Genomic DNA, 23,597 nt, shown 5'->3' on the forward strand with positions numbered 1-23,597 from the left:
GTTCCATGCAAGACGACATGAGTACGATTCAGGATGTGGCCCGTCATGCGGCCGTTTCGGTCAGCACGGTTTCGAACGTGCTCAACGGACGCACCGATCAGATGAAGCCGGAAACGCTCGAACGCGTGAAGGCGGCGATGGACGCGCTGCAGTACCGGCCGAGCACGCTCGCGCGCCAGCTCAAGACGGGGCAGACGCCGCTCGTCGGGCTGCTGGTGCCGTCGATGGCGAACCCGATGTACGGCTACATCGCACGCGAGATCGAGGCCTGCGCGCAGGAGCGGTATGGCCATCGCGTGCTGATCGGCAACACGTACCGCGATGCGCGCAAGGAGGCGTCGTTCTTCGACGATCTGTACGCGCACGGCGTGCGGCGCGTGATCGTGATCTCGTCGCTCGCCGATGAAAGCCACCTCGAGCGCGCGGCCGAGCGCGGGATGACGGTCGTCAGCTACGACCGTCGCGCGACACCCGGCGAGCAGTCGAAGGTCGATCACGTGACGGCCGACAACGAGGCGGCCGCGCGGCTCGCGACGCGCCGGCTCGTCGAAGCGGGCCATACGCGGCTCGCGTTCGCGACGGTGGCCGGTATCACCGTGAGTCGCAGCGACAAGATCCGCGGCTTTCTCGCCGTGGCGAGCGAGGCAGGCGGCGCCACCCAGGCGCGCGTGCTCGACGGCGGCCCCGCGAACGAATACGGCGACTCGGTGATCGTCGATGTCGGGCGTGCGCTCGGCGTCGAGCTCGCGGCCGATCCGGCGCGGCCGACCGGCATCGTCGCGGTCAACGACCTGTTCGCGCTCGGCCTGATGGCCGGGCTGCGCGACGGCGGCTTGCGGGTGCCGGACGATGTCTCCGTCATCGGGATGGACGGTCATTTCCTGTCGGCGATCTCGTGGCCGGCGCTCACCACGGTGCAACTGCCCGTCACCGAAATGGCCGCCGAGATGGTGCGGCGCGTGATGCGGCAGGAGGGCGACGCGCCGTCCGCATCCGGGCAACGCGTGTTCGCGGACGTGACGCTCGTGGAGCGCGCGTCGGTGGCGCCGCCGCCGACGCAGGCGGCCGGCATGAGCGGGGGGCACGCATGACGCGCGTCTACGTCACGCATCCGACCGGGATGATCGACCACTACTTCGGCGCCAGCGCGTTGCGCGCGCTGCGCGCGATCGCGGACGTCACCTGCAACCCGCACGATCGCGAACTCGGCACGGACGAGCTGATTGCCGCCGCGCAGGGATGCGATGCGATCATCGCGTATCGGCAGACGCCGGCGCCTCGCGCGCTGTTCGCGGGGCTGCCGGCCCTCGCCGCGTTCCTGCGTTGCGCGGTCGACATCCGGACGGTCGACGTCGCCGCGGCGAGCGCGTTCGGCGTGCTGGTCACGCAGGCGAGCCCCGGCTTCGGCCCGGCCGTCGCCGAGTGGGTCGTCGGCGCGATGATCGATCTCGCGCGCGGGATCGGCGGCTACGCGAACGCGTACCACCGCGGCGCGGCGCCGGTGCCCCGGATGGGGCGAGAATTGCGCGGCAGCACGCTCGGCCTGATCGGCTACGGGCAGATCGCGCGCCATCTCGCCCCGGTCGCGACGGCGCTCGGCATGCGCGTGCTCGTCAGCGATCCATACGTGCGAGTCGACACGCCGTCGCTCGAACAGGTCGACTTCGCCACGTTGCTGCGCGACGCGGATTTCGTCGTCTGCCTTGCGCCGGCCACGCCGGCCACCGCGAACCTGATCGATGCGGCGGCATTCGCCGCGATGAAGCCGGGCGCGTGCTTCATCAATGCGTCGCGCGGCGAACTCGTCGACGAACAGGCGCTGGCCGACGCACTCGCCAGCGGGCGGCTGGCCGGTTGCGCGCTCGACGTCGGCCGCGCGGCGGACCAGATGCCCACCCCCGCGCTGGCCGCGCATCCGCGCGTCATCGCGACCCCGCACATCGGCGGCCTGACGCTGCCGGCGATCGAGCATCAGGCGCTGGAGACGGTCGACCAGCTCGCCGCGTTGCTCGACGGGCGCGTGCCGACCGGCGCGGTCAACGCCGCGCAGGCGACGCGGCTCGCGCGCTGGCGCGCATCGCATGCGTCCGTCGCACGGGGCGGGCGATGACGCGCGACGAGGCGGGCGGCACGCGGTTCGCCAACGCGTGCGATTGCCATATCCACATCTACGACGATGCGTATCCGCTCGCGCCGACGGCGACGTTTCGACCGCCCCATGCGCCGGTGGCTGCCTATCGGCGCATGCAGCAGGCGCTCGGCCTCACGCGTGTGGTCGTCGTGCAGCCGACCGGCTATGGCTTCGACAACCGATGCACGCTCGACGCCTTGGCCGCACTGGGCCCGCAGGCCCGCGGCGTCGCGACGGTGCCGGTCGACGTGCCGGATGCCGAGCTGGAACGTCTGCATGCTGCCGGCATGCGCGGCGTGCGCTTCATGATGCTGGCGGGCGGCACCGCGCAATGGCGCGATCTGGAGCGGATGTCCGCGCGGATCGCGCCGCTCGGCTGGCATATCGACCTGCAGTTCGACGGCCGCACGCTGGGCGAGATCGAACCGACGCTGTCGCGGCTGCCGGCGCGTATCGTCATCGATCACACGGGCAAGTTCCTGACGCCCGTCGCGCCGGATGCGCCGTCCTTCCTTGCGCTGCGGCGCCTGCTCGATCGCGGCCACGCATGGGTGAAGCTGTCCGCGCCGTACGAGACGTCGCGATCCGGCGCACCGGGCTACGACGATGTCGGGCGGCTTGCCGCCGTGCTCGCGCGTGGCCATTCGGCGCGCTGCGTATGGGGCAGCAACTGGCCGCATCCGAACGCGTCGCCGCCGCCCGACGATGCGCGCCTGCTCGGCTGGCTGCACGATTGTGCGGCCGACGACGCGATTGCCCGCGCGATCCTGGTCGACAACGCGGCTGCGCTTTATGGATTTCCCGCGGACACGCAGCGCGAAACCGCCACGTCATACGCCATCGCCCCCGTCCGGTAACGGTGGCGTGAAGCGAGGCAGAGGGAGGAGACTTGAAGACGTGCGCGCGGCCCGGCGGAGAGCATTCGCCGGGCCGCGCGCAGCGGGACGTCAGTGGGTGAACGACAGGAACAGATAGGCAGCGAACAGCGCGACGTGCACGACGCCGTGCAGCACCGTCGTGCGCCCCTGGCTCAGCGTGAGCGTGCTGACCAGCAGCGTGAGCGCCAGCAGCACCGTTTCCATCGCGCCGATCCCGAGCGTGAGCGGCTGGCCGACCCAAATGAACACGGCCGCGACGGTCGGGATCGTGAGGCCGATGCTCGCGAGCGCCGACCCGAGCGCGAGGTTCATGCTGGTCTGCAGCCGGTTCGCACGCGCGGCGGTGACGGCCGCGAGCCCTTCGGGCAGCAGCACGAGCGCGGCGATCACGATGCCGACCGCGGCTTCGGGCGCGCCGAGCTTCAGCACCGCATGCTCGACGGCTGGCGACAACAGCTTCGCGAGCAGCACGACCGCAACGAGGCTCGCGAACAGCAGCACCATGCTGACGATCGCGGTGCGGTTGCTCGGCGCCGCCGCGTGCACCGCTTCGTTCGCGCTGTCGTGCGCGGCGAGGAAGTAGTCGCGGTGGCGCACGGTCTGCACGAACACGAATGCGCCGTACAGCACGAGCGATGCGACGCCGGCGAACGCGAGCTGCGATTTCGAGAAGAACGGGCCCGGCGCGGCGCTCAGGTAGTTCGGCATCACGAGCGACAGCACCGACAGCGACGCGAGCACCGCGAGCGCCTTGCTCGCGCCGCGCCCCTGGAAGTCCTGTTCGCCGTGTTTCCATGCGCCGACCAGCAGGCAGATGCCGACGATGCCGTTGCAGATGATCATCACGGCGGCGAACACGGTGTCGCGGGCGAGGCCCGATTTCTCCGGGCCCGCGCCGAGCATCACCGACACGATCAGCGCGACTTCGATGACGGTCACGGCGACCGCGAGCACGAGCGTGCCGAACGGTTCGCCGACGCGGTGCGCGACGACTTCCGCATGGTGGACGGCGGCGAACACGGCGCCGGCGAGCGCGGCGGCGAACACCGCGATGACGAGGCCTTCGGCCGGCACGACGCGCGACAGCGCGAGTACCAGCCACGCGGCAAGCGGGGCCCAGAGGGTCCAGCGCGGGAGCTGGTTGGACGAGAGCGGCATGAGGGTTTCCTTATGCGAGTGGCGGCGCGCGACGCGCCGTCACGGGTTGACGAAGCCCGGCCGTGCTATCCGCCGAACGAGAACGATGAAACCGAAGAGTGGCAGCGCGCAACGGCGCTGCCCTGGGTTCGCTGCCGCGAGGCGGCGAGGGGCGCGGGCGGGCCGGAGCCCGTCGCGGGATGAAACGGTTCGATACGGTTGCCGCGGACGGCGAGACAAGCGCACGGGGCGAGGCGCGGGCCGGAGGCTCGATCCGACCCCGAAAGGGAGCGATGGACGGCGGTGACGGCGCAACACGCGTTTCCCCCTGGAATCCGGCAATTTGTCGAATTTTATCAGGCGTTCGGGGGACACTATCTCATATTCGAACCCTTACGTTGACCTTTCGGTTTACAAAAAGTGCCCCGGCCTTTCGATTTTTTGTCGTTGCAGCTTCCGTAACGGTGTCTTGCACGACATATTCGGGCTCGCCCTGACATAAATCTACCGACCGGTCGGTTTATAATCGCTCGCACTTCCACTTGATGACGGATTGCAAGCGATGGCTGTTTCCTCTGCACATTCGGTGAACTCGGGCGCGCTGGCGCCGTCGGCCGTCGTCGGCGTGATCGGCGCCGGCGCGATGGGCGCGGGCATCGCGCAGGTCGCGGCGGCGGCCGGCCATCCGGTGCTGCTGTACGACCTGAACGAAGCGGCCTGCGACAAGGCGCTGGCCGGCATCCGCGCACAGTTCGCGCGGCTGGCGGAGAAGGGCCGGCTCGAACCGGCGCAGGCCGACGCGGCCGGCAACCGGATCCGCGCGGTGCGCGCGCTGGCCGATTTCGCGGGCGCCGCGCTGATCGTCGAGGCGGCGGCCGAACGGCTCGACGTGAAGCGCGAGATTTTCGCGACGCTCGAACGTCACGTCGACGACGCGTGCGTGCTGGCGACCAACACGTCGTCGATCTCGATCACGTCGATCGCGGCCGGGCTGCGCGTGCCGCAGCGCGTCGCCGGCCTGCATTTCTTCAACCCGGCGCCGCTGATGGCGCTCGTCGAGGTGGTCAGCGGGCTCGCGACCGCGCCGGAGGTCGCCCAGGTGCTGTATGCGACCGCCGCCGCGTGGGGCAAGCAGCCGGTGATGGCGAAATCGACGCCGGGCTTCATCGTGAACCGCGTCGCGCGGCCGTATTACGCGGAGGCGCTGCGCGTGCTGAACGAGCAGGGCGGCGCGCCGGCCACGATCGACGCGGTGATGCGCGAAGCCGGCGGGTTCCGGATGGGACCGTTCGAGCTGATGGACCTGATCGGCCACGACGTGAATTTCGCGGTGACCGAGTCGGTGTTCCGCGCGTACTTCAACGATCCGCGCTACACGCCGTCGCTGATTCAGCAGGAGCTCGTGAACGCGGGCTTCCTCGGGCGCAAGTCGGGGCGCGGCTTCTATTCGTATGCGGACGGCGCGACGCCGCCCGCGCCCGATCTCGAACCTGCGCGCACCGCGCCGACCGACGTCGTGCTGTTCGCGCAGGACGGCCCGACCGCCGCGCTGCATGCGCGCTTCGCCGAACGCATCGCGAACGCGCGGCGCAACGATGCGCATGCGGACGAACTGCTCGCCGTGGCCGGCCGCGCGTCGATCGCGCTGACCGACGGCCGCACGGCCACCGCGCGTGCCGCCCAGACGGGCGTGGCGGATCTCGTGCTCGTCGACCTGGCGCGCGATTACGCGCAGGCGGGGCTCGTCGCGCTGACGCGCGCGCTCCAGTGCAGTGACGCCGCGTATGCGGATGCGGTCGGCCTGTTCCAGCAGGCGGGCTTTCGCGTCGTCGGCATCGCGGACGTGCCGGGCATGGTCGCGATGCGCACCGTCGCGATGCTCGCGAACGAAGCGGCCGACACGGTCAACCAGGGCGTGTGCTCGCCGGCCGATCTCGATCTCGCGATGGAGAAGGGCGTGAACTACCCGTGCGGCCCGCTCGCGTGGGCCGATGCGATCGGCGTCGGCCGCGTGCATCGCGTGCTGTCGAACCTGGCGGCGAGCTACGGCGAGGACCGCTATCGCGTGTCGCCGCGCATCGCCGCGTTGCATGCGGCCGGCCGCACGTTCCGGTCATGACCGCCTCGTCACCTCGAACACGACAACGACATCACTCCATTGGAGGAGCACCCCGATGACTCACCCGACGCATCCCGCCGCCGCCCTCGAGCCGATCGAGACCGCCAGCCGCGACGAACTGCAGGCGCTGCAGCTCGACCGCCTCAAGTGGTCGCTGCGCCATGCGTACGACAACGTCCCGCACTATCGGCGCACGTTCGATGCGGCGGGCGTGCATCCGGACGACCTGAAATCGCTCGCCGATCTCGCGAAATTCCCGTTCTCGACCAAGAGCGACCTGCGCGACAACTATCCGTTCGGCCTTTTCGCGGTGCCGCGCGAGCAGGTCGTGCGCGTGCACGCGTCGAGCGGCACGACGGGCAAGCCGACCGTGGTCGGCTACACCGCGCGCGACATCGATACGTGGGCGAACGTGACCGCGCGCTCGATCCGCGCGGCCGGCGGCCGCCCGGGCGATACGCTGCACAACGCGTTCGGCTACGGCCTCTTCACGGGCGGTCTCGGGATTCACTACGGCGCGGAGCGGCTCGGCTGCATGGTCGTGCCGATGTCGGGCGGCCAGACCGAGAAACAGGTGCAGCTGATTCGCGATTTCGAGCCGAAGATCATCCTCGTCACGCCGTCGTACATGCTGAACCTGATCGACGAGATGGTGCGGCAGGGAATGGACCCGGCCGAATCGTCGCTGAAGATCGGCATCTTCGGCGCCGAGCCGTGGACGCAGGCGCTGCGCAATGAAGTCGAGACGCGCGTGGGCATCGACGCGCTCGACATCTACGGGCTGTCGGAAGTGATGGGCCCGGGCGTCGCGTGCGAATGCGTCGAGACGAAGGACGGCCCGGTGATCTGGGAAGACCATTTCTACCCGGAGATCATCGACCCCGTCACCGGCGAAGTGCTGCCCGACGGCAGCCAGGGCGAACTGGTGTTCACGTCGCTGACGAAGGAGGCGATGCCGGTGATCCGCTATCGCACGCGCGACCTCACCGCGCTGCTGCCGCCGACCGCGCGCGCGATGCGCCGGCTCGCGAAGATCACGGGCCGCTCCGACGACATGCTGATCGTGCGCGGCGTGAACGTGTTCCCGAGCCAGATCGAGGAGATCGTCGTCGCGCTGCCGCAGTTGTCGGGCCAGTTCCAGATCACGCTGTCGCGCGACGGTCACATGGACCGGCTCGACCTCGCGGTCGAATTGCGCTCCGAGGCGGAGGCGTCGGTCACCGACGGCGATCGCGCGGCACTCGCGCGCGAGCTGCAGCACCGGATCAAGACGATGGTCGGCGTGTCGTCCGGCGTGACGGTGCTGGCGGCCGGCGGTATTCCCGCGACCGCGACCGGCAAGGCGCGGCGCGTGATCGATCGCCGCCAGGCCGCGTGATGTCGATGTGTGCCGTTCTACCCGAGGAAACCTGTTCGATGGATGAATTGAAGACCCTGACCGTCGCGGTCGATGCGCGCGGCATCGCGACCGTCGCGCTGCAGCGCGGCGACGTGCTGAACGCATTTGACGAGACGATGATCGCGGAGCTGACCGACGCGTTCACGACGCTCGGCCGGCGCGACGACGTACGCGCGATCGTGCTGCGTTCGGACGGTCGCGCATTTTGCGCGGGCGCCGACCTGCAGTGGATGCAGCGCGCGAGCGCGAACGACGCGGCCGCGAACCTGCGCGACGCCGAGCGGTTCGCCGCGATGATGCGCGCGATCCGGCAATGCCCGAAGCCGACGGTCGCACGCGTGCAGGGCCACGCGTTCGGCGGCGGCGTGGGCCTGTGCGCGGCGTGCGACATCGTGATTGCGAGCGACCACGCGCGCTTTTCGGTCAGCGAGGCGCGCTTCGGCATCCTGCCGGCCGTGATCGGCCCGTATCTGGTCGAGGCGGTCGGCCAGCGCCAGGCGCGCCGGCTCGCGCTGACCGCGACGCAGCTCGCGGCTGCCGAAGCCGTCGCGATCGGCCTGATTCATCAGGCGGTGCCGCTCGATGCGCTCGACGACACGCTCGAGCGGACGCTCGCCGAACTCGGCCGCAACGGCCCGCACGCGCTGATGGAGATCAAGCGCTTTTTCGATGCGATCGGCGAGTATCCGCCGTCGGACGAACGCGCGGCGTTCACCGCGCAGACGATCTCCCGCGTGCGTGCGACGCCGGAAGCGAAGGAAGGCTTCGCGGCCTTCTTCGCGAAGCGGCCACCGGCGTGGGAGGCGGGCGCGGAGTAAGGCTGCACGACGAACCGCGACGACGATCGGCGGCGAAACCGGGCCGGCCGCATTTTGCGTCTCGCGCGGGAGCGCTTGCACTACAATGCGTGACCTCCGGCGCGCTGCCGGCCCGTCCCGACCGATGCTTCGCACGATGATCGTCAACCGCCTTGTCTCCGAGATCCTGTTCGGCTTTACCGGCCTGATCGGCATCATCAATCCGATCGGTATCGCGTTCCTGTTTCTCGAACGCACCGAAGCGCTCACCGCGCACGAACGCGATCTGCTGGCGAGGAAGGTCGCGTTCAATGCGTTCGTCGTGCTGATGGTCGCGTTCTTCGCCGGCACGCCGGTGCTGCATTTCTTCGGGATCTCGATGGAAGCGCTGCGGATCGGCGGCGGTTTCGCGGTGGCCGTGGCCGGCTGGCAGATGCTGAACGAACCGGACGGCCCGGGCGGCGGCGACACGCCGGTCAAGCCGATCGACGCGAACGCGATCATGACGCGCGCGTTCTTCCCGTTGACGGTGCCGCTGACGGTTGGCCCCGGCTCGATCGCGACCGCGATCGCGCTGAACGCGAACCGTACGCACAAGCTGTCGGAATTCATGCTGTCGAGCATCGTGTCGATCGCCGTGTCCGTGCTCGTCGCGCTCGTGATCTGGCAGGTCTACAGCCGCTCCGCGCTGCTCGCGCGCTACCTCGGCAGCGAAGGGACCAAGGTCGCGAAGCGCGTGTCGGCGTTCCTGCTGCTGTGCATCGGTGTGCAGATCATGCTGACCGGCTTCTCCGCGTTCCTGCAGCCGATCGCCGACCAGGCCAAGTAACCGGCGCCTTCCGGTTCGTCCTTCAAGGTACAACCTTTCACGCAGCCTGCACGCGGCGCGCGGTCATACGCGTTCGCGGCATGCGGGATACCATGCGACGTCTGGCGGATGCGCGGCGCGCATCCGGCCGCAACCCCAACTTGAGTGGCGAGGCGTGCGATGGAATACGTGAAATTCGGGTCGACCGGGCTGGACGTGTCGAAGCTGGTGCTGGGCTGCATGACGTTCGGCGAGCCGCTGCGCGGCACGCATCCATGGACGTTGCCGGAAGCGGAAAGCCGTCCGATCATCCAGCGGGCGGTCGAGGCCGGCATCAACTTCTTCGACACCGCGAACATGTATTCGGACGGCACGTCGGAGGAGATCGTCGGCCGCGCGCTGCGCGATTTCACGAAGCGCGACGACGTCGTGATCGCGACCAAGGTGTTCTACCGGATGAGGCCGGGGCCGAACGGCGCCGGCCTGTCGCGCAAGGCGATCATGACCGACATCGACCAGAGCCTGAAGCGGCTCGGCACCGACTACGTCGATCTCTACCAGATTCACCGCTGGGACTACGGCACGCCGATCGAGGAGACGCTCGAGGCGCTGCACGACGTCGTGAAGGCCGGCAAGGCGCGCTATATCGGCGCGTCGTCGATGTTCGCGTGGCAGTTCGCGAAGGCGCTGCACACGTCGAAGCAGAACGGCTGGACCCGCTTCGTCAGCATGCAGAACCACCTGAACCTGCTGTATCGCGAAGAAGAGCGCGAAATGCTGCCGCTGTGCGAGGACGAACGCATCGCGGTGATTCCGTGGAGCCCGCTCGCGCGCGGGCGCCTGACGCGCAACTGGGACGAATCGTCGGAACGGCAGCAGAAGGACGACGTCGGCCAGCGGCTGTACGACGCGACGGCCGACGCCGACAAGGCGGTCGTCGAGGCCGTCGCGGCGATCGCCGCCGCGCGCAACGTGCCGCGGGCGCAGGTGGCGCTGGCGTGGGTCGCGCAAAAGCGCGGCGTGACCGCGCCGATCGTCGGCATTTCGAAGCCGCAGCAACTGGACGATGCGCTCGGCGCGCTCGCGCTGAAGCTGACCGACGACGAGATCGCGACGCTCGAACGCCCGTACGTGCCGCACGCGGTGGCCGGGTTCAACTGAGTTCGACGGGCGAAACGGCGGGATGCCGCGGGATGCCGCGGCCGCCCGCGGCGCTCGGCATTCAGCGCGCGGCGGCGAGCATCGGGTAGGTGAACAGGCCGAAGTGGACGACGTTCAGCCCCGCATGCGCGAGCGCGGCGGCGAGCAGCCCGCCGCGCCGCCACGCGAGCCCGTAGCCGACGCCGGCCACCGTGCCGAGCACGATCCATTGCGAGCCGCCGGCCGCGTGCGCGGCGCCGAACAGCACCGCGCCGGCCGCGAGCGCGACCCACGGGCCCCATGAGTACGCGCGCAGCACGCGCGTCAGCCCGCCTTGCACGTAGCCGCGGAACAGCGCTTCCTCGGCGAGCGTCACCAGCAACAGGTTGTTCGCGAGCCACAGCCAGCCGGACGGCGGCCATTTGGGCGCCCAGCCGATCATCCCGAACGCGAGCGCGCCGGCCAGGCAAGCGGCCGCCGTTGCGACGGCCGCCACGACGCCGGTGCGCAGCGCGCGCGACGGCGCGACGTCCGGGGCAACCCACGGCAGCGCCCACAGCAGCCACAGGCCGACCAGCGGCTTGTCGAAATTCAGGTACATCGTGAACGGCGCGGCGTCCGGCGTGAAACGGATTGGGCCGATCACGCGCGGATTGTGGAAGCCGGGAATCAGGTGCAGGCTCAGCGCGATCGCGAGTGCGGCAAAGACGAGGTGCGCGGCGATCCGCACCGCGAGCGGGCGCTCGGGCAGCACGCCCCAGCCGGCCGCGATCAGCAGCGCGAACGGCGCCAGCGTGATCGGCGCGATCTGGCCGAACGCCAGCGCGCCCGCATAGCCGAGCACGGCGAGGCCGATGCTCAGGCCGTGCAGCGGGCGATGCCATGCGAATGCGGCGGCCGCGAACAGGGCGAGCCAGATCGTGGCGCACGGAAGGAGCGAAAGGGACATGACGGGAAACGGATGGGCGGACGAGACGCCGCGCATCATACAGCAGGCGCCGTCACACGCCGCCGGGGCGACGGCGGCCGGGCAGTCGGCGCGCCGCGTGTCAGCGGCCGGCGGTTTCGGTGACGCCGCTGCGGCCCGGGATGTCGACGCTGTTGCGCACGCGCATCCGCCGCCGGTACCAGAACGTCCATAGCAGCAGGCAGGCAAACACCGTATAACCCATGACCGGCGACACGACCAGCACGCGTTCGACCGGCCAGTTGACGACCATCCACCAGCGCAGCAGCATCTCGAGCGTCATGATGGCGCCCCACACGAACGTCATCAGCCGCAGCATCTGCCGCAGGCCCGGCTGCGCGTCCCAGACGGCTTCGAAGTGCGCGGCGCCGCCGTCCATCTCGCGGGCCACGGTGGCGCGGGCCAGATAGTAGATCAGCGGGCGTTCGCGGAACAGCGACAGCAGGAACACGACGCCGATCGTGCCCGACCCGATCGATTCGCGCATCAGCAGCGTGCGCGGGCTGCCGCCGAACGCCATCCCGACGATCGACAGCGTGATGCCGAGCAGCACGATGGCCGCCACCGCGTCGACGCGGCGCGAGCGGATGAATTCGACGATCGACCAGATGATCGGCGGAACCGCCGACGCGTACAGCGCGCCGGTTTCGCCGAAATGCGGATGCGCGACCCGATAGGCCACCCAGGGCAGCACGAGGTTGACGAAGAGTTCGAGTATCAGTCCGGCTCGCGGTTTCACGGTGCGCCATTCCACGCAGGTCGGGGCGGACGTACGCAACGCGTGGTTGCCCCCGGTTGTCCCGAAAAGGGTTCGATTCAGTATATCGAAGAATCGTGCGGCGTTGCGGTGTCGCCTGCCGCGACAGCGATCTGCCGGACTCGAGTGCAGCGTTCGGCAGATTGATTGGCGCACCCGGCAGTCGGGCCGGGTCGTCCTGCGCGAGCGCGCCGTCGCGTCGCGGCGTCGCGTCACGTCGTTGATCGGCATGCGTTTTCGGTGCACGAGCCCGCGCGGCGCGGCATTAATCGATGCCGCGGCCGCGCGTGCCGTGCGGTCAGGAGACGGCCGGCTGGACGATGATCTTCACGTTGCGGTCCTTGTGGTTGACCAGTTCCTCGAAGCCATGCGCGACGATGTCGCCGAGCGCGATGCGCCCGGTGATCAGCGGCTGCACGTCGATGCGGCCGTCCGCGATGAAGCGGATCACGTCCGCGAATTCGCCGTTGTACGCGAGCGAGCCGATCACTTCCTTCTCGGTCGACACGATGTCGAAGAAGTTGAACGGCGTCGGTTCCTCGAAGATGCCGACCATCACCGACTTGCCGGCCTTGCGGATCACGTCGATCGCGAGCTTCGCGGTGGCCGTGTGCCCGATGCATTCGAACGACACGTCGGCGCCGTAACCGCCGGTCAGCGCCCTGACTTCGGCGATCGCATCGGACGTCTTCGGGTCGATGACGATGCTCGCGCCGACTTCCAGCGCCTTCCGCTTGCGCGCGGCGGACATCTCCAGCGCGATCACACGCCCGGCGCCGGCGGCCTTCGCGCACATGATCGTGCACAGGCCGATCGTGCCCGCGCCGACCACGACGACGGTCTGCCCGACGATGTTGCCGACCTTCTTCACCGCATGCAGGCCGACCGCGAGCGGTTCGATCAGCGCGCCGGCCTCGGTCGGGAAATTGTCGGGCAGCTTGTACAGCAGTTCGGCCGGCACGTTCACGTATTCGGCGAACGCGCCGTTGTTCATCAGCCCGGTGAACGCGAGGTTCTCGCAGATGTTGTACAGCCCGTGCCGGCAATACCAGCAGGTGCCGCAATGCTGGCACGCGTCGGCCGTCACGCGGTCGCCGACCGCGAAGCCCGACACGCCCGCGCCGAGTTCGGCGATCTCGCCGCTGAACTCGTGGCCGAGGATGCACTGGCCCTTCAGGCCGGTCAGCGGATGCGGCGCGTCGACCGGGATGAACACCGGCCCCGCGACGTATTCGTGCAGGTCGGAGCCGCAGATGCCGCACCAGTGCACGCGGATCGTGACCCAGCCTGCCGGCGGGCGCTCCGGAACGGGAACCTGTTCGACGCGGATGTCGTGGCGGCCATGCCAGACGGCGGCCTTCATGCTGGAGGAGGGGATCGATACCGGTGTACTCACGTTGCTGTCTCCGTCAGGTTGTCGTCGGGCGTGCGGCAACGCTGCCGGTGCGCCCGTCGCGCGATTGCGCGATCGACCGGTATGCAGGAACGGGGCCAGCGTGAATCGGGGCGGTGCGTCGTGGTCGGAAGTGCTTGCGGGGTGCGTCGCACCATTTTGCTGTTGTGCCGACTGCACAAGATTCGGAAGGAATGGGGCGTCGAATTTGCTGCAATAGCGAAACGACGAATCGAGCGAGTCGAGTGAGACGCCGGGACGTTCGTCTCAGCGCAATGAGACGAATCGCGAGACGAACCGCAACGGGTGGCGTTGCGCGATCCGCGTTCAGGCGAGCACTTCGTCCACGGCAACCGTCGCGAGCGGCGTGAATCCGGCGGCGCGGTACAGCGGCTGGCCGGCCTCGGTCGACATGAGCCACACGCGATGCGCACCGCGGTGCCGTGCGTGCGCGACGATCGCGGCGAGCAGTTGCGTCGCAAGGCCGCGGCGCCGGTATGCGTCCGACGTTCCGACGCGGTCGACGACGATATCGCGCGACGACGCGAAGCCGTAGCGCGCGGTGGCCGCGATCTGCCCGTCGAACCGGTGCGCGAACAGGAACGCGGCCGGATTCGGCTGGAACGGCGGAAAAGCGCCGCTGGCGTTGAATGCATCGATGGCGTCCGGCGTGTCGCAGGCGAGCGCTTGCGCCAGCGCGCCGTCGCCGGACAGCGCGCCGATATCGGCGGCCATGAAATGCTCGTCGGTCAGCCGGCGCGTCCTGCCGTGCAGTGCGGACGGCAGCGGGGCCGCGCCGTAGCGCGTGATCCACGCGCCGACGGCAAACGGGCCGTCGCCGGCCGCGGGCGCGCCCTCGATCATGAAATGCTCGAAAGGCCGGCCCATCGCGCCGTCGAACTGGACGACGTGGCCGTCCGGGCCGTCGTGCAGCGGCGCATCGCGCCGGTCGCGCGCGGCGCAGTACCCGGCGATGAAGGTGCGTACGGCCGCCTTGCGGCGGGCGAAGGCGGACCACGCTTCGTCGAGCGGGAACAGCGTGGCCGGTGCGGGGGAGGCGGTCGGCATGCGGAGGTGCGCAGCGTTGTCGAGGAAGCCGACAGCTTAGACCAGGATGCCGCCGGGTGTCGCGCCGGCCATTGTCGCCATCGCCGAAACGGATCGTTGCGCACGCTGCCCCTTTACTTGAAGTTAACTTCAATTTGTATCATGTGCGCCAGTCCGATTGCGGTCGGGTTCGCGCTCTCGGCCAGGGCCGGGATGCTGGCCGCGACGATTCTCGCGTGCGCGCCCGGTGCCGCACCGTCGCTGGCGCTGCTCAGCATCGCCTGGGTCGTGCAGGGCAACTCTCTCGATCAGGTGATCGGGCCGCTGCCGATCGGCGCGATCGTCGGTGTGTTCGGCTGGCCGGGCGGCATCGGGCCGATGCTCGCGGCCGCCATCGCCATCGCCATCGCCATCGCCATCGCCATCGCCGGCGCGGCGAGCGGCCTGTCCCTGCTGCGCGAACCGATAGGCCGGCGCTGCGCCGGCGTCGTTCAACCTGCACGGAAATCCGTCAAGCATGCTCAACACCATGGAAAGCCCGATCTGCGAAGAAGACCCGTCGTGCGACGTGTGCGCGCTCGGCGAAGACGATGCGCTGCCGTCGCGCGGCGGCGTGGCCGCGCATCCGCTCGTGACGATCGGCCGAGCGCCGATTCCGGAGCACGCGACGGCCGCGGCATCGCCGTTGCGCCCGCAACTGTTCGTCACGGTGCTGGAGGCGGGCGACGACGCACTGCTGGTGCGCTGGGTCGAGAGCGGCCGGTGTCATTACGGCGAGCAGCGCTGGCGCTTGCGCGTCGCGTTGCAGCCTGGTCGCTGCGCGATCTCGGGGCAGGCGATCGAGCCGGGCGAGCCGGTGTTCCGGCCGGTGCGGCGGCCCGTGCCGGCCAATGGCGACGAGATGATCCGCCCGGCATCGGTGCCGGGTGCGACTGGCGCGGCGTGCGAGGGGACGCCGGAGGACGGCGATGCACGCCATCCGGCCGAGGTTCACGGCTGAACGTCGGCCGGCGGGAGGACGACGTTACTTCTTCAGGTCGTGCCGGTACTGGATGAACCCGGCGTTGTTCGCCAGCTTGTCGTACAGCGCGCGCGCGGTCGTGTTGGTCTCGTGCGTGAGCCAGTACACGCGGCTCGCGCCGGCTTCGCGGGCCCGTTCGTACACGGCCTCGATCAGCGCGCCGCCCGCGCCTTGGCCGCGCGCGTCGGGCGCGGTGTACAGATCCTGCAGGTAGCAGTACGGCCCTTCGGTCCAGCACGAGCGGTGGTAGATCGCATGCACGATCCCGACCAGCGCACCCGACGCGTCGAACGCGCCGAGCACGAACATCGGCTCGGCCGGATCCAGCAGGCGCGCCCACGTCGTCGCGAACACCGTATCGCTCAGCGCGGTGTCATAGAACTTCTGGTAACCCTGCCACAGCGGACGCCACGCGGCTTCGTCGGCGGCGACGAGCGGGCGCACCGTGACGCGCGTGGCGTCGTTCGCGCGGCTGGCGGCGTCGCGCGCGCTGGCCTGCGCGTGGCGGATCGCAGTGAGCGACTGGCGTTGGTTGCCTTCGGCGTCGAAGTTCTCCGGTGCGAGCCAGGTTTCGAACGCGGCGCGCACGTCCGGCCATTCGCCGTCGATGATCGAGAACCACGCGGTGTCGCGATTGCGGCCGCGGTAGATGATCGCCTGCCGGAACGTGCCTTCGTAGCGGAAGCCGAGGCGTGCGGCGGCCTTGCGCGACGGCGCGTTCAGGTCGTCGCACTTCCATTCGTAGCGCCGGTAGCCGAGCGTGTCGAATGCGTATTTCATCAGCAGGAACTGCGCTTCGGTCGACACCGGCGTGCGCTTGAGCAGCGGCGAGAACGTGACGGAGCCGACCTCGATCACGCCGTTGGCCGGATCGATGCGCATCAGCGCGAGCGTGCCGACCGCGCGGCCGGTGGCGCGATCGATCACCGTGTAGTGCAGCGGATCGGTGCTCGCCTGCGCGCCGCGCGCGTAGTCGCGGTAGCTGGACTCGTCGGCGTACGGGCCGTGCGCGAGATAGGTCCAGTCGCTGCTGTCGGGCGCCTGCGCGTAGGCTGCGTGCAGGTCGGCCGCATGGCGTTCGGCGTCGAGCGGTTCGAGCCGGCAGTAGCGGCCTTCGAGCGCGATGCGCTCGGGGCGCGGACGCGCGGACCAGTCGGGAACGGGATGGCCGATGGGTTGCTGGAAAGCATTGGTGAGCGTGGGCAAGGTCGATCTCGCGTCGGTTGGCGTTGGCGGCCGGCGACATGCCGGCATGCAGACGATCGTAGTCCCGGCGAGGTACCATGAGAAGCGCCAGCGAGCGGTAGATTTATGGTGCCACGAGCCGTGGCGTCACCAGCCGTACGCCGGTCACCGTGCGCCGCTCGCCCGTGCGTCACGTTTCCACCTTTTCACGCTGCGACGTTCCGATGACGACTGCCTTTCCTGCCGGCGACGCGCCGTTGCTGCCGCTCGATGCGCCGCTGGCGCGCACGCCCGGCGCGCCGTCGCTGCAGCGCCAGTTGCTGCGCCGCGTGCGCGACGCGATTCTCGGCGGCGCGATGCCGGCCGGCACGCGGTTGCCCGGCACCCGCGCGCTGGCCGAAACGCTCGGCGTGTCGCGCAATACGACGGCCGCCGTGTACGAGCAGCTCGTCGCCGAAGGCTTCCTGCAGTCGGACCGTCGCGGCACGCGGGTCGTCGGGCTGTCGCGGCCGGCGCCGCCGCGCCGGCGTGCCGCGCCACCGGCCGTCGCGCAGCGGCTCGGCCGGATTCGCCCGAGCCTCGTCGGCACCGGCGAATCGGAGGGCTTCCGGCCGGGCGTGCCCGCGCTGTCGCATTTCCCGGTGGATGCGTGGCGGCATGCGATCGATCGCGCGCTGCGCCGCGCCGGCCGCGACCTGCTGGCGTACGGCGATCCGCTCGGCGAGCCCGCGTTGCGCGAATCGATCGCGCGCCACCTGGCCGTCACGCGCGGCGTGCGCTGCGATCCGGAGCAGATCGTGATCACCGAAGGCGCACAGGGTGCGATCGCACTGTGCGCGCAGTTGCTGACGAATCCGGGCGATACGGTGTGGGTCGAGGAGCCCGGCTATCGCGGCGCGCGCACCGCGATGCAGGCGGCCGACCTCGACGTCGTGCCGATGCCGGTCGACGCGGAGGGGCTGCGCGCGCAACCGGACGACTGGCGCGAGCGGACGCCGCGCCTCGTCTACACGACGCCGTCGAACCAGTTCCCGACCGGCGCCGTGCTGTCGATCTCGCGCCGGCTCGCGCTGATCGATGCGGCGCGCCGCCATCGCGCGTGGATCATCGAGGACGACTACGACAGCGAGTTCCGTCACACCGGCGAGCCGATCGGCGCGATGCAGGGGCTTGCGCCCGATTCGCCGGTCGTCTATCTCGGCTCGTTCAGCAAGACGATGTTTCCGGCGCTGCGGATCGGTTTTCTCGTGCTGCCCGACGCATTGCTGGCCGCCGTGCGCCCGGCGCTGCCGGAGATGCTGCGCGGCGGGACGCGCCATGTGCAGCTCGCGCTGGCCGACTTCATCGAGACGGGCGAGTACGGCCGGCATCTCGGGCGGATGCGCCGGCTGTATCGCGACCGGCGGCGGTTGCTGCTCGCCGCGCTCGATAGCAGCCTGAGCGTGCCGCACCAGGTCGAGGGCGGCCCGTGCGGGCTGCATCTCGCGTTGCGGCTGCCGGCGCGCTATCGCGATCGCGCGATCGTCGAAGCGGCGCGCGCGCATGGGATCGGGCCGTTTCCGCTGTCGGGTTTCGCGATCGATGCGGCGCGGGCCGGCAACGGGCTCGTGCTCGGTTTCGGCAATACGTCGGCCGATGCGTTCGAGCCGATGCTGCGGATGGTGTCGGCGATCGCGGAGCGGGTGGGCGCGGGCGACGCGTGACGGTATGGTTGCGCGATTTCAGTTGCCCGCTGCCCGATCGTGATTGCGCGCCGACCGTCATTCCTGTTCGTTGCCGTTGCATGCATGTCGCTGATGACCGTCGGTTAGACGGCTGCGTTGCCGAACACGCAAGGGCGGCGATGCTGTCGTGCCAGTGACCGGGTCGGTATCGGCTCGTTGACGGAGGACGAACGGCGGCCGATGACGACGGTTCGCGGCTTGTGCGTCGGTTGTCCGTGATGCGCGACAGGCGACCGGTTTGCCGCAGACCGCGACGATGACGCCAACGGCGACCGGCCACGATTCTCCGCCGGCACGCGTGCCGATGCGTGGTGGATATTCGGATTGACGAACCGCGCGCTTTGTTCGGCACGAACGCCATCGCGGTTCCGCCGCCGCGGCACCCTCCGGCATACGGGTTTCGATTCGTACGTTCCAACCGGCGCGTGCGCTATAAATGGTTGGGTGTACCGGTGCTTGTCGGGCGCCTGCGCGTCTCGCGCAGGGTGGCGTCGCGGCTGCCGGGGGAGGTGGCACCGTGGTTTGCCAGACGCTTGCTCGCGCCGTGCTTCGCACCGCGTTGATCGGGGGCGTGTTTGCCGGATGTTTGCCGCCGCCCGCCGCCGTTGCCGGCACCCTCGCGCCGCACGCCGCACCGCCGGCGATGAAGGTGCGGCCGCCCGCCGCGCCTTACGCGATGCCGGTCGACTTCCCCGCGATCGTCGAGCGCTACGGCCCGGCGGTCGTGACCATCCTCGCCGCCACGCCCGATCCGCAAACCGGCGGGCTGGCCTTTGCCGCACTCGATCCCGACGATCCGCTCGCCGCGTTCTTCCGGCACGGTGCAGGCGCACCGCCGCCCGCGCAGGGGGCGCAGGGGGCGCAGGCGGCGGCGCCCGATACGGCGCCGCGCGCGGTGTCCGGCAGCGGCTCGGGTTTCATCGTCAGCGCCGACGGCCTGATCCTCACGTCCGCTCATGTGGTCGACGAGGCGACCGACGTGACGGTGCGGCTCACCGACCGCCGCGAATTCAAGGCGACGGTGCTGGCCGTCGATCCGCAAAGCGATGTTGCCGTGCTGCGCGTCGACGCGACGAAGCTGCCGTTCGTGCGCGTCGGCGATTCGTCGAAAGTCCGCGCGGGCGAACCGGTGATGACGATCGGCGCGCCGGACGGATCGGGCAACACGGTCACAGCCGGCATCGTCAGCGCGACGTCGCGCCGGTTGCCGGACGGCAGCGCGTTCCCGTTCTTCGAGACCGACATTGCCCCGAACCCGGACAACTCGGGCGGCCCCGTGTTCAATCGCGCGGGCGACGTGATCGGCATCGCGGTGCAGGTCTATACGGGCGCCGACCGCTACGCGAGCATGACCTTCGCGATCCCGATCGCATTCGCGGCGAAGATGCGCGCCCAGTTGCGCGCGCAACAGCAGGCGCAGACGCAGGCGCAACAGCAGGCTCAGGCGCCCGCGCCGGGCGCGCCGTCGGGCAATGCGTTCGGCGTCGACGTGCAGGACGTCGGCGTCGGCCTGGCCGCGGCGTTCGGGCTGCCGCGTCCGGCAGGCGCGCTCGTCAACGGCGTCGCGCCCGGCTCGCCGGCCGCCGCGGCCGGCCTGAGGCCCGGCGACGTGATCGTGAAGATGGGCGACAAGGCGATCGGCCGCTCGGCCGAACTGGACGACCTGGCCGCCGCGCTGCCGCCCGGCGCGAAGGCGCCGCTGCGCGTGATCCGCAACCGTGCGCCGGTGAAGCTGACGATCACCGGCGCCGACGACGCGGGCGGCAGCGCGCCCGCGACGATCGGCATGGCCGCGCCGAAGGCCGCTGGACGGCCGGGGCCGGCCGCCGGCGAGCCCGGCGACCCAGGTGGCGGTGACCGCGGCGACCGCCTCGGGTTGACGATGCACGCGCTGAGCGACGCCGAGCGCCGTTCGACCGGGCTCGCGGTCGGGATGATGGTGGACGCGGTGCACGGCCCGGCCGCGCGCGCGGGCATCCAGCCGGGCGACGTCGTGCTGGAACTCAACGACACGCTGCTCGAGACGCCGGACGATGTGCCGGCGCTCGAAGCGAACGGCGGCAGCGTGATCGCCGTGCTGATCCAGCGCAACAACGCGCGAAAGTTCGTGTCGGTGCGCACGCGGTAGGGTGTTGACGCGGCTGACGTGACCCGCCTAACATCGTCCGGTATCGCTGGCGGTCCGCCACGCATTCAGGAGCCATTCGGCATGAAAGCAGCTTGCTTCATCGTAGTCGTCCACAGGCGCAGGGTCCGGTAGCGGCACCGCGCCGGCACCATGCGCCCCCGACTCGTTCGGGGGCTTTTTTTGTGTTGCGCACGGCCGCGCGGCCCGTGCGCGGGAGGGCATCCGCTTGCAATCGAACCTGTCGACCGCTTCCGCCCCGGCGTCGCCGCGACACGCGACGTTGATCCTGTTGTGCGCGTTGTCGGTGCTGCCGCTGAGCGTGTTCCTGCCGTCGCTGCCGGCGATCGCGCGCGACCTGCGCACCGACTATGCGCTCGTCGCGCTGTCGCTCGGCGGGTATGCGGCGGTGGCCGCGACGCTCGAATGCGTGACGGGGCCGCTGTCCGACCGGTTCGGGCGGCGGCCGATCGTGCTGACGAGCGTCGCGATATTCGCGCTCGGTTCGCTCGGTTGCGCGATGGCGACCGATATCCGCGTGTTTCTCGGCTGCCGGCTGATGCAGGCGGCGATCACGTCGGTCTATCCGGTGTCGATGGCGGCGATCCGCGACACCGGCGGCGGCGCGCGCGCGGCGAGCCGGATCGGCTATGCGGCGATGGCCGCCGCGTTCGCGCCGATGCTCGGCCCGACGCTCGGCGGCGCGCTCGACCAGACGGTCGGCTGGCGCGCGAGCTTCTGGCTGCTGGCCGCGGTCGGCATCGCGCTGTTCGCGTGGTGTGCGCTCGATCTCGTCGAAACCCATACGCGCCGGCCGTCGAGCTTCGGGCAGCAGCTTCGCGCGTATCCGGCGCTGCTGCGTGCGCGCCGTTTCTGGGCCTACGCGCTGTGCATGGCGTTTTCGACGGGCGCGTTCTACGCGTTCCTCGCCGGCGCGCCGCTCGCCGCGAAAACACGGTTCGGCATCGCACCGGCCGAGATCGGCTTCTACATGGGGACGATCACGGCCGGTTTCGTGTGCGGCAGCTTCCTGGCCGCGCGGGTCGCGCGCCGCCATGCGCTGGCCACGGCGATCCTGTGCGGGCGGGTCGTCGCGTGTGCGGGCCCGCTGATCGGCCTCGTGCTCGTGTTCGGCGGCGCGACCCATGCGCTCGCGTGGTTCGGGCCGTGCGTGCTGGTCGGCATCGGCAACGGGCTGAGCAATCCCGGTGCCCATGCGGGCGCGGTGTCGGTACGCCCGGAACTGGCGGGCAGCGCGTCTGGGCTGGCCGGCGCGATGACGATCGGCGGCGGCGCCGCGCTGTCGTCGCTGACGGGCGCGCTGCTGACCCCGGGCAACGCGGGCTACGTGCCGCTCGCGATGATGCTGCTGTCGGCGGCGATCGCGCTGGCGGCCGCCGTGTGCGTGCGGGCGTTCGACGGGCAGGACGCAGGGCGGTGAGCGCGGGTGCGCCCCGGTACCGGCGCGCGGCCGAATGGCGGACAATCCGCCGCATGCCGGGAGACGACGCACGATCCGCGCGCCGCGTGTCCCGACGAGCGCGAAGGGCGACTGGACGAGGATGCGATGAGCGACTTTTCTGATTTCCAGCGGGACATTGCCGATGCCGCGAGGGCGACTTTCAGGGCGTTGCGGGCGTTGCACCCGGACGAGCATTTCTATGCGTTTGCGTTGTACACCGACAGCGGCGCGATGACGGTGGTGCCGGCCGCCAATTCGGTCGAAGGGCTGCGCCGGATGCGCGCGCAACAGGCGGTTGCGGACGACGATCCGTGGTTCGTGTGGGGCGTTGCCGAGTGGGCGTACGCGGCGGCCGAGGCGTCGCCGTTCAACGCGATCTGCGGCAGGCTCGCCGACGAAGTGCTGAGCCCGCAGTTCGTCCGGTCGCGTTTCACGGAATTTTCCCGGCAACTGCACACCGACATGATCGAGGCCTTGCGGCTGCTCGATCGCGACGGCGTGTTCGGCACCGGCGACGACCGGGCGGCCATCACGCTGTTCGTGTCGATCAGCGACGACGACGCGGCCGAGGCGCTGGAAAACGCATCGGCGAAAGCGCTGAATCCGCCGGCCGTCGCCGACGCGTTCCTGCGCCGCTTCGACTGACCGGCAACGCGGTATCGCATGGGCGGCCCGGGCGGGCGGCCGCCCTGCGCGGCGCGTTACGGCTTCGCGCCGACCACGAATTCGAACGTCGCGACGCCGTCGACGCCGCCCGTCACGCGGTCGCCCGGCTGCAGCGCGCCGACACCGGCCGGCGTGCCGGTGAAGATCAGGTCGCCGGCCTTCAGCTCGACCGAGCGCGACACGTACGCGATGACGTCGGGTACGGGCCAGATCATGTCGGCGAGGTCGCCTTGCTGGCGCGTGTCGCCGTTGACCGCGAGCCAGATGCGGCCGGTCGCCGGGTGGCCGGTGGCCGTCGCCGCGCGCAGCGCGGTCACGGGGCCCGACGCGTCGAAACCCTTCGCCCAGTCCCACGGCCGGCTCAGCTTCTTCGCTTCGGCCTGCAGGTCGCGGCGCGTGAGGTCGACGCCGACGCCGTAGCCCCATACGTGCGACAGCGCGTCGGCCGGGTCGATCGACCGGCCGTCCTTGCCGATCGCGACGACCAGTTCGATTTCATGATGGAGGTCGTTCGTCAGCGGCGGATAGGCGACCGTGCCGCTGGCCGGGACGATCGCGTCGGCCGGCTTCGTGAAGAAGAACGGCGGTTCGCGGTCGGGGTCGGCGCCCATTTCGCGGGCGTGGTCGGCGTAGTTGCGGCCGACGCAGAAGACGCGGCGCACCGGAAAGCGCGCGGACGATTGTTCGACTTCGACGGAAGGACGCTCGGCGGCGTCGATGACATAGGCGGACATCGGATGGGCCTCGTTCGGTAGGAAGACGGAGGGCCGGCGCACTGGCCGGCATGCGTGCAACGATACCCGACGCGCATGCGCGCGGATGCGACGCAACTGCGTTTTAC

The 23,597-nt window shown here is 70.2% G+C and carries 20 protein-coding genes and 1 pseudogene; 14 read left to right on the forward strand and 7 right to left on the reverse strand.

Features of this window, described 5'->3' with window-relative positions:
- Positions 1–5 precede the first annotated feature (5 nt).
- From HWX14_RS11885 to HWX14_RS11895, 3 genes are read left to right on the forward strand one after another with little or no spacing between them, the layout of a single operon-like run.
- Positions 6–1,091 carry a LacI family DNA-binding transcriptional regulator gene (locus HWX14_RS11885; RefSeq protein ID WP_175882892.1) on the forward strand — a complete coding sequence of 362 codons (1,086 nt, stop codon included), beginning with the start codon at positions 6–8 and terminating at the stop codon, positions 1,089–1,091.
- Entirely contained in the window at positions 1,088–2,110 is a 1,023-nt protein-coding gene (locus tag HWX14_RS11890) for a hydroxyacid dehydrogenase (protein WP_175882893.1), read from the forward strand. The genes HWX14_RS11885 and HWX14_RS11890 overlap by 4 nt, the downstream gene beginning before the upstream one ends.
- On the forward strand, positions 2,107–2,988 hold the full coding sequence (locus HWX14_RS11895; protein WP_175882894.1) for an amidohydrolase family protein: 882 nt from the start codon (positions 2,107–2,109) through the stop codon (positions 2,986–2,988). The genes HWX14_RS11890 and HWX14_RS11895 overlap by 4 nt, the downstream gene beginning before the upstream one ends.
- Positions 2,989–3,078: 90 nt before the next feature.
- Here the strand turns inward: HWX14_RS11895 and HWX14_RS11900 are convergent, their stop codons facing one another.
- Entirely contained in the window at positions 3,079–4,167 is a 1,089-nt protein-coding gene (locus HWX14_RS11900) for an ionic transporter y4hA (RefSeq protein ID WP_175882895.1), read from the reverse strand.
- 541 nt (positions 4,168–4,708) lie between these two features.
- On the opposite strand from HWX14_RS11900, the gene HWX14_RS11905 reads away from it, so the two are divergent.
- The 5 genes from HWX14_RS11905 to HWX14_RS11925 all read left to right on the forward strand — a co-directional run bounded on the left by HWX14_RS11905 (position 4,709) and on the right by HWX14_RS11925 (position 10,430).
- Positions 4,709–6,265 carry a 3-hydroxyacyl-CoA dehydrogenase gene (locus HWX14_RS11905; protein WP_175882896.1) on the forward strand — a complete coding sequence of 519 codons (1,557 nt, stop codon included), beginning with the start codon at positions 4,709–4,711 and terminating at the stop codon, positions 6,263–6,265.
- Positions 6,266–6,320: 55 nt separating this feature from the next.
- Complete coding sequence (gene paaK, locus HWX14_RS11910; RefSeq protein WP_175882897.1) at positions 6,321–7,643, forward strand: phenylacetate--CoA ligase PaaK; 1,323 nt, start codon at positions 6,321–6,323, stop codon at positions 7,641–7,643.
- Between the two features lie 38 nt (positions 7,644–7,681).
- Positions 7,682–8,482: an enoyl-CoA hydratase-related protein gene (locus HWX14_RS11915; protein ID WP_175882898.1), complete on the forward strand. Its 801-nt coding sequence runs from the start codon at positions 7,682–7,684 to the stop codon at positions 8,480–8,482.
- Positions 8,483–8,618: 136 nt separating this feature from the next.
- Positions 8,619–9,290: a MarC family protein gene (locus tag HWX14_RS11920; RefSeq protein ID WP_027780810.1), complete on the forward strand. Its 672-nt coding sequence runs from the start codon at positions 8,619–8,621 to the stop codon at positions 9,288–9,290.
- A gap of 159 nt (positions 9,291–9,449) precedes the next feature.
- Positions 9,450–10,430, forward strand: a complete 981-nt coding sequence (locus HWX14_RS11925; protein ID WP_175882899.1) for an aldo/keto reductase — start codon at positions 9,450–9,452, stop codon at positions 10,428–10,430.
- Positions 10,431–10,491: 61 nt separating this feature from the next.
- On the opposite strand, the gene HWX14_RS11930 is transcribed toward HWX14_RS11925, so the two are convergent.
- The 4 genes from HWX14_RS11930 to HWX14_RS11945 all read right to left on the reverse strand — a co-directional run bounded on the left by HWX14_RS11930 (position 10,492) and on the right by HWX14_RS11945 (position 14,594).
- A complete protein-coding gene (locus tag HWX14_RS11930) occupies positions 10,492–11,358 on the reverse strand; it encodes a CPBP family intramembrane glutamic endopeptidase (RefSeq protein ID WP_175882900.1) in 867 nt (288 codons plus the stop codon).
- A 100-nt stretch (positions 11,359–11,458) separates the two neighbouring features.
- Entirely contained in the window at positions 11,459–12,115 is a 657-nt protein-coding gene (locus HWX14_RS11935; protein WP_175882901.1) for a VC0807 family protein, read from the reverse strand.
- A gap of 316 nt (positions 12,116–12,431) precedes the next feature.
- The gene (locus HWX14_RS11940) at positions 12,432–13,496 is read right to left on the reverse strand and encodes a 2,3-butanediol dehydrogenase (RefSeq protein WP_175883565.1); all 1,065 of its coding nucleotides are present in this window, start codon (positions 13,494–13,496) and stop codon (positions 12,432–12,434) included.
- A 357-nt stretch (positions 13,497–13,853) separates the two neighbouring features.
- Positions 13,854–14,594, reverse strand: a complete 741-nt coding sequence (locus tag HWX14_RS11945; protein WP_175882902.1) for a GNAT family N-acetyltransferase — start codon at positions 14,592–14,594, stop codon at positions 13,854–13,856.
- Positions 14,595–14,744: 150 nt separating this feature from the next.
- Between HWX14_RS11945 and HWX14_RS36435 the strand changes: the two are divergent.
- Positions 14,745–15,050: pseudogene (locus HWX14_RS36435) on the forward strand (hypothetical protein); the annotation flags it as partial.
- Positions 15,051–15,090: 40 nt separating this feature from the next.
- Positions 15,091–15,573, forward strand: coding sequence for a DUF3331 domain-containing protein (locus tag HWX14_RS11955; RefSeq protein ID WP_175882904.1), 483 nt, complete (start codon positions 15,091–15,093; stop codon positions 15,571–15,573).
- A 24-nt stretch (positions 15,574–15,597) separates the two neighbouring features.
- Here HWX14_RS11955 and HWX14_RS11960 read toward each other — a convergent pair whose 3' ends face one another.
- Positions 15,598–16,800: a GNAT family N-acetyltransferase gene (locus HWX14_RS11960; protein WP_175882905.1), complete on the reverse strand. Its 1,203-nt coding sequence runs from the start codon at positions 16,798–16,800 to the stop codon at positions 15,598–15,600.
- A gap of 203 nt (positions 16,801–17,003) precedes the next feature.
- Between HWX14_RS11960 and HWX14_RS11965 the strand changes: the two genes are divergently transcribed.
- The 4 genes from HWX14_RS11965 to HWX14_RS11980 all read left to right on the forward strand — a co-directional run bounded on the left by HWX14_RS11965 (position 17,004) and on the right by HWX14_RS11980 (position 22,735).
- A complete protein-coding gene (locus tag HWX14_RS11965; protein WP_175882906.1) occupies positions 17,004–18,482 on the forward strand; it encodes a PLP-dependent aminotransferase family protein in 1,479 nt (492 codons plus the stop codon).
- Positions 18,483–19,020: 538 nt separating this feature from the next.
- Complete coding sequence (locus HWX14_RS11970) at positions 19,021–20,631, forward strand: trypsin-like peptidase domain-containing protein (protein WP_175882907.1); 1,611 nt, start codon at positions 19,021–19,023, stop codon at positions 20,629–20,631.
- A 226-nt stretch (positions 20,632–20,857) separates the two neighbouring features.
- The gene (locus HWX14_RS11975) at positions 20,858–22,069 is read left to right on the forward strand and encodes a multidrug effflux MFS transporter (RefSeq protein WP_175882908.1); all 1,212 of its coding nucleotides are present in this window, start codon (positions 20,858–20,860) and stop codon (positions 22,067–22,069) included.
- A gap of 126 nt (positions 22,070–22,195) precedes the next feature.
- Positions 22,196–22,735 (forward strand): DUF4303 domain-containing protein, encoded by a 540-nt coding sequence (locus HWX14_RS11980; RefSeq protein ID WP_175882909.1) that lies wholly within the window; start codon positions 22,196–22,198, stop codon positions 22,733–22,735.
- Positions 22,736–22,791: 56 nt separating this feature from the next.
- Here HWX14_RS11980 and HWX14_RS11985 read toward each other — a convergent pair whose 3' ends face one another.
- Positions 22,792–23,490 (reverse strand): fumarylacetoacetate hydrolase family protein, encoded by a 699-nt coding sequence (locus HWX14_RS11985; RefSeq protein ID WP_126369597.1) that lies wholly within the window; start codon positions 23,488–23,490, stop codon positions 22,792–22,794.
- Positions 23,491–23,597: the final 107 nt, after the last annotated feature.

This window comes from Burkholderia sp. BCC0044 (assembly GCF_902832955.1).
Classification (GTDB): domain Bacteria; phylum Pseudomonadota; class Gammaproteobacteria; order Burkholderiales; family Burkholderiaceae; genus Burkholderia.